Annotated in this window: 4 protein-coding genes; all 4 read left to right on the top strand. The window is 56.8% G+C overall.

Going from position 1 to position 4797, the window contains the following annotated elements; translation table 11 throughout:
* Positions 1-185: 185 nt before the first annotated feature.
* The 4 genes from Q0C28_RS04945 (at position 186) to Q0C28_RS04930 (ending at position 4595) form a co-directional block, all read left to right on the top strand.
* On the top strand, positions 186-392 hold the full coding sequence (locus Q0C28_RS04945; RefSeq protein ID WP_293573544.1) for a hypothetical protein: 207 nt from the start codon (positions 186-188) through the stop codon (positions 390-392).
* A gap of 857 nt (positions 393-1249) precedes the next feature.
* Positions 1250-2164: a hypothetical protein gene (locus tag Q0C28_RS04940; protein WP_293573543.1), complete on the top strand. Its 915-nt coding sequence runs from the start codon at positions 1250-1252 to the stop codon at positions 2162-2164.
* A gap of 314 nt (positions 2165-2478) precedes the next feature.
* Positions 2479-3558: a transporter substrate-binding domain-containing protein gene (locus tag Q0C28_RS04935; RefSeq protein WP_293573542.1), complete on the top strand. Its 1080-nt coding sequence runs from the start codon at positions 2479-2481 to the stop codon at positions 3556-3558.
* Between the two features lie 11 nt (positions 3559-3569).
* A complete protein-coding gene (locus Q0C28_RS04930; RefSeq protein WP_293573541.1) occupies positions 3570-4595 on the top strand; it encodes a transporter substrate-binding domain-containing protein in 1026 nt (341 codons plus the stop codon).
* The last annotated feature ends 202 nt before the right edge of the window (positions 4596-4797 follow it).

Below are 4797 nucleotides of genomic sequence, written 5' to 3'. Positions count from 1 at the left end.
AACGCTTGTCACTTTCTAAAAATTGCCGCGACAGCGAAATTAAAGTCGTACTCACATTCCCTGTCCCCCCCCCCCCCCCGCGAAGTCCCTCAGCAAGATGCAGAGTCTGCCCACCCCTGAAAACCTGATATGCTCGTTCTGCAAAGTGGTGTGCTGATGCATGGTTACAGATGGCGAGGTGAAAGGTGACATTTTTTCAGAATGTGAGCTACGTGGATTTGGCAATCATCGTCGCAATGGTGGCTGCAACCCTGGTTAGCCTTGCGGTCCTGCGCAACGTGCTGAAGACAACAGGAAGGGATTTCAACGACGACCCGGCGCTGGCTGAGCAGTTTCGTCGAGATGCCCCATACTATCTTCGGCAGGACGTGATGACGCCGGACGAGGCGTAGTGATGTGGCTTGGTGGTTGTACAAATGGAGTTCGGCCGACCCGCTGAAATTCCACCGGCCAGCCCAACCTCAAACAGGCCTGGTATGCCTGGAGACAACGAATGCACAAGCTTTAGAAGATTGGCCAAATCGCTCTTTTCCGAGGGAAAAAATGTGGTTTGATTCAGGTGTGGCGGCAGAATCTTGCTCGCTGCGGGACTTGACTGGTGTCCGCGATACACAAGGGGTGAACCGCAGAACTATGCGCAGATTTGGCGCAAAGCTTTGGGCGGCAAATGCTGGATTTTCTCTTTCGAGTGAATAAGGGCCCGGCAGCGCTTCAGGCTGCCCTATAGGCTTGTGATCTCTCTTTTGTCGTCGCAAATGCGTTGATTGCTTCTCATGATGCCCTGCCAGTGATGGCGGGGCATTTTGGTTGGCAGCGTTCCCCGGCAGTTGGGCGTTTGTTTGGAATGCACCTGCCAATTCTTCGCCGCCAGCCGCTCAAATCCCCGGTGGCGTTGCTGGCGCTAACGGGGCAGGCAGGACCTGCGAGGGTGATCATGCAACCCGTGGCTGTGGCGATCTGACGTGCGATAGTCTGTGTCTATGTGGCTGCGTCTGGATCGTTCGTTGATCGCAGGATGCTCTCGGCCTTGTCCCCATAAGTCAGTTAAGCCGGGGTTGGTCACCTTGTAGAAGGCGGGGTGGCCACGAGAAATGGTTAACGCCGTCTTTGACCATGTTGCCCGAGTTAGCCACATGCTGTGGCGCTTTTGTACTACGCATCAGAATGTTGACGCCGAATCAGACGATCGTTAAGAATCTGTTAATAATTTCTCGGTGCCAAGAAAAACCAGTTAAACGGGGGAGCTCTGATGGGCAGCGCAAAGAGAACTAAGATCGCGGCTATCGCGCCCGCGAGCAAAGACGGTGCTGTCTCTGGGGGAGGTGGACAATCGGCTTCTGGTCAAACGCTTCGTATCGACGGTGTTATCCAATCCGCCACCACTGACACCGGCTCTACCGAAGCGGGTGCTGCATCAAAGATGAAAGTGACATCTTTGCACGGTGCCAAACCTTCCGCTGCGGCAGCGTCCGGTCCTGCGGAACAATCTGATCAGAAGGCATCAGGACAGGCCACTTTGGGTCAGGCCAATGTGGAACAGGCAAAAATAGGTATGGGCGGCATTGGCCATGCCAGCCCGACATCGCCTGCTTCCGTGTCCACCTCCGTGGCGGGGCGGTCTTCGATCATCAAACTTGGTGGGGCTGCGGCTGGTTTGGCGGCAATTGCCCTGGTGCTGATGGTGATGCAGTTTGGATCCGACCCTGTTTCAGAAGGTGCTGAGAGTGCGCCGCGCGTCGCGCAACTGCTGACGCCTCAAGCCCTCGCTGGGCTGGAGCCAACGGCCACGTCAGAACAACGGGCCGCTGCGGCAGAATTGCTGTCTGTGGCTGTTGAAACCGCGGCCCCCCTGAACGAACAAGACGCGCTGGTGGCCCAAATGACGGCCGGAACCCTCGCGGCTCTGCGCAGTGGTGGCGCCGATCAGACTGCTGCGGCGGCTCCCGCCACCCAAGCGGTCGCCCCAGAAACGGCGGCGCAGCCCCATACGGCGCTCTATGGCATGGTTTTGCGTGCCGTCGGACAAGGTCAGTCACCTGAATATATTGATCAATTGGTGAACGAAGCCTACCGGGCGCAATCCATCACCGTCCCAGCGGCGTTGATCGATGCCAATGGGCGGGTTGATACGACAACGATTCTCGCACTGTTCTTGGGGCAGTAAATCCGGCATCGAATTTGGCCACAAATCCAAGGGGCAAACTCACAAACCATGGATCCCCAGGGTGGGTGGCTTTCCCGCCTAGCAGAGCGCCGCACCAATAGCGCAAGCGCGCAACTCTTACCGCAAAGCCGAGAACGTGCATCCGCTCGCAGTGTCCAGAACGGCACCATGGGTAAGTAGGCCAAGCAACATCACCCGATCGTTTAACCACGCGCAGGCACAGACAGCCGCGCCACATATTTCAAAACCACACAAGAGGCAGGACCAGCGCTTTGACGAGAGCCTGCCCAACCAAATACCCGGAGGGGGGACAGATGAAAAAACACCTATTGGCGGCGCTCTTCAGCGTCAGCGGTCTCTTTGCGACATCCGCGGCCGCAGAGACATGCGGCGGGGTCTACACCGTGAAATCAGGCGATAGCCTTTCGCTGATTGCAGACCGGCTCTACAAAGATGTGGGAAAGTGGAGCGCGATCCACAGCCGCAACATCGATAAGATTGGCCCACGCCCCGATGCCATTCGGGTCGGAATGGAGCTGTCGATGGCTTGTCTGAATGGTCTGCCAACCGGCCTGCCTGGCGGCAAAACCATCGCTGAGGCGCAGCCCATCACCGCCGCCCCCATTCAGGTGCAGCCGGGAACGGCCGCAGTGCGCAGCAAAATCAACCTCCTTACAGGGGATGACTATGCCCCGTTCACATCCAAATCGGCCCACAACGGCGGCCTGATCACCGAAGTTGTGACCGCAGCAATGACAGATGCCGATCCGGAGCAAGGCTTTGCCGTTCATTGGGTGAATGACTGGGCCTCCCACTTTGATCCGCTGCTCTCCAATGCGCTGCTGGATCTGGGTTTCCCCTGGTTCCGTCCGGATTGCGACAGCATGCCTGACAGCTATCGCTGCCAGAACTTCTATTTCTCGGACCCGATGTTTGAAACGCTGATGCTGCTCTTCGTCGACAAATCGCGCAGCTTTGCGTTTGAAAGCGACAGCGACATCGAGGGCAAAACGCTCTGCCGTCCCTCCGGTTATCTGACCTTTGACCTGGATGGGTACGGTCGCCGCTGGCTGGAAGAGAAGAAGATCACCCTGAAGCAGCCGCACAAAGTGTCAGAGTGCTTTGAAATGGTGGCCAACGGTGAGGCAGACGCGGTGGCGATCAATGAATTCACCGGTCGCAGCGTGATGAAAGACAACGGTCTGCTGGACCAGTTCGAGGTCCTGCCGCAGCCGCTGTCTGTGCTGGGTATCCATGTTGTCGTGCACAAATCCCACCCAGAGGCGCAAACCATGCTGCAGTTGATCAATGGTGGCCTGCGCAACATTCGTGAGAACGGGACCTATCAGGGCATCATCGAAGATCACATGGCCAGAATCTGGGCCGGCTTTTGAGGGAGGGCGGCATGTTCAACAGATTTCTGACGCTGATCTCTGCTTCGGGGCTGGCGGGTTTGCTCAGCGCAGGCGCGGCCCAGGCCATTTGTGGTGTCGACTATCGCGTGCAGCCCGGCGATACGCTGTTCTCTATCGCCGAGGCACATTACAATGATCGAAGCCGCTGGACCCTGATCTACTACAGCAATCAGCATGTGCTGGAAGGGCCCAGCGTGATCCCCGGCAAAACTCTGCAAATCCCCTGCGCTCAAGAGACTTCCGCGCCGGATCCGACCCCTTTGCGCAAAGATGACGCAGAGATGAAGCTGCTGACCGGCAGTGGCTTTGCGCCGTTCACAGATAAGTCGCTCCCAGGGCAGGGGATGGTGACCGAGCTGGTCAACGCGGCGATGGAGCTGACCCCCTCTCCGGTGTCTTACTCCATTACATGGGAGGCCGATTGGTCAAAACACTTGTTCCCCATGTTGGACGAAAAGCAGTTTGATATGGGGTTCCCCTGGTTGAAACCAGATTGTGCCACCACGCCTGATGATGAGCGTTGTGTCAATTTCCACTTTTCCGAACCGCTCATCACCATTCCTATTATGGTGTTCGTGCGGGCCGATGCGCCTTTTGACTTCAACACAGATGCTGATCTGATCGGCAAGACATTGTGCCGCCCGGAAGGCTATTACAGTCACGACCTGGATCGCGAAGGGCGCCGTTGGCTCACAGAAGAGAAGGTGACCCTGGCACGTGCCGCCAATCCGGCCGCTTGTTTCCGTCGTCTGATGGCGGGTGAGGTGGATGCGGTATCGCTCAATCTCTTCCTTGGGGCGGATACGCTGCTGGCCGAGGGGCTGCGTGATAGGGTGATCCCTTTGGAACGTCCCGTGTCTGAGGAGGGTCTTCACGTGGTGATTTCCAAACGCCATTGGCGGGGAACGTCCCATCTTTATCGGATCAACGCGGGTCTGAAAGCCTTGAAGAAGGATGGGCGCTTCCAGGAGATTGTGTCTCGTCACCTCGAGCTGTTCTGGGCGCAACTCCAATAGGCTGTGCTCATATCGCCTGAGGTGTTCGTTCTGCACCCCGCTTTCTTGTGATCTTTCATCGTTATTGACCGCGGCTTTTATGGCCGCGGTTTTTTTGATTTTTGAGTGACTCGTTTTGTTTGGTTGTGGGTAATGTGTTGTTGGTTGTGGATAAGGTTGTTTTGTTTGGCTGTTTTGGTTTGTTTGGTGTGTGTTTGGCGAG

Origin of the sequence: Phaeobacter sp. (assembly GCF_022825805.1) — a bacterium.
Classification (GTDB): domain Bacteria; phylum Pseudomonadota; class Alphaproteobacteria; order Rhodobacterales; family Rhodobacteraceae; genus Phaeobacter.
The sequence above is the reverse complement of the archived record's forward strand: the minus strand, read 5'-3'. Positions and strand labels throughout refer to the sequence as shown.